Genomic DNA, 786 nt, shown 5'->3' with positions numbered 1-786 from the left:
CTGATATAAGCCAGATACTGCTTGGTGATCGGCAAGATGGGCAGTTGCGTTAAATCGACATTGTTTTTCTTAACTAAGTACAACAAAAAGTCTAACGGCCCTGCAAACTGCTCTAGCCAAATTGCAAAAGCTTGTGGCGGCACATATAGATCATCTGGCAGATGTGTGATAGGCGTCTGATAAATACGTAGTTCGCTATCATCGCGTGTCCTATCCTCAGTATCAGTGTTTTTAATGACAGACCCCGTGCTTAACTATAAAAATTATTAACCTAAGCTTGACCCGTTACTTTAACTTAGCTAGCGGACGGATACCGATAGCGCGGCGCGTTTTGTCCAGTTGCTTGCGGCTATGACGACGGGCCTTTTGCGCGCCCATTTGCAAGATTTCCTCTAACTCTTTTGGATTAGCCATCAGCTCTTCATAACGCGCACGAAAAGGCGCAATTTCACTGTTTATCTTGTCGAACAATACTTGCTTGGCGTCGCCCCAACCAATTCCCGAAGCGTATTGCGCGCGCATATCAGCGATCTCGCTAGGGGTAGCAAAGGCTTTGTAAATCTCAAAAAGCGCCGAGTCGTCAGGGTCTTTTGGCTCCTCTGGCAATTGCGAGTTGGTGACGATTTTCATAATGGCTTTGTGCATCTGCTTCTCTGAGCTCACTTGTGGGTTGCCATCGCCAAATAATGGAATAGTATTGTTGTAGCTTTTGCTCATTTTGCGCCCATCAAGTCCCGTTAGTAGCGGCATATCTTCGTCAACAACAGCTGAGGGTAGGGTAAATAG

At 46.3% G+C, this 786-nt stretch carries 1 protein-coding gene and 1 pseudogene; both read right to left on the bottom strand.

The window, feature by feature from the left end; all coding sequences use genetic code 11:
- Positions 1-236 (bottom strand): annotated as a pseudogene (locus ACTXGO_RS15170) (segregation/condensation protein A); the annotation flags it as partial.
- 49 nt (positions 237-285) lie between these two features.
- Positions 286-786, bottom strand: a 501-nt coding sequence (locus ACTXGO_RS15165) for a tryptophan--tRNA ligase (RefSeq protein WP_459112940.1), incomplete at its 5' end; no start/stop codon positions are given.

The sequence above is a fragment of the Psychrobacter sp. T6-1 genome (assembly GCF_052258445.1).
This window is presented reverse-complemented; position numbering and strand designations above follow the sequence as displayed.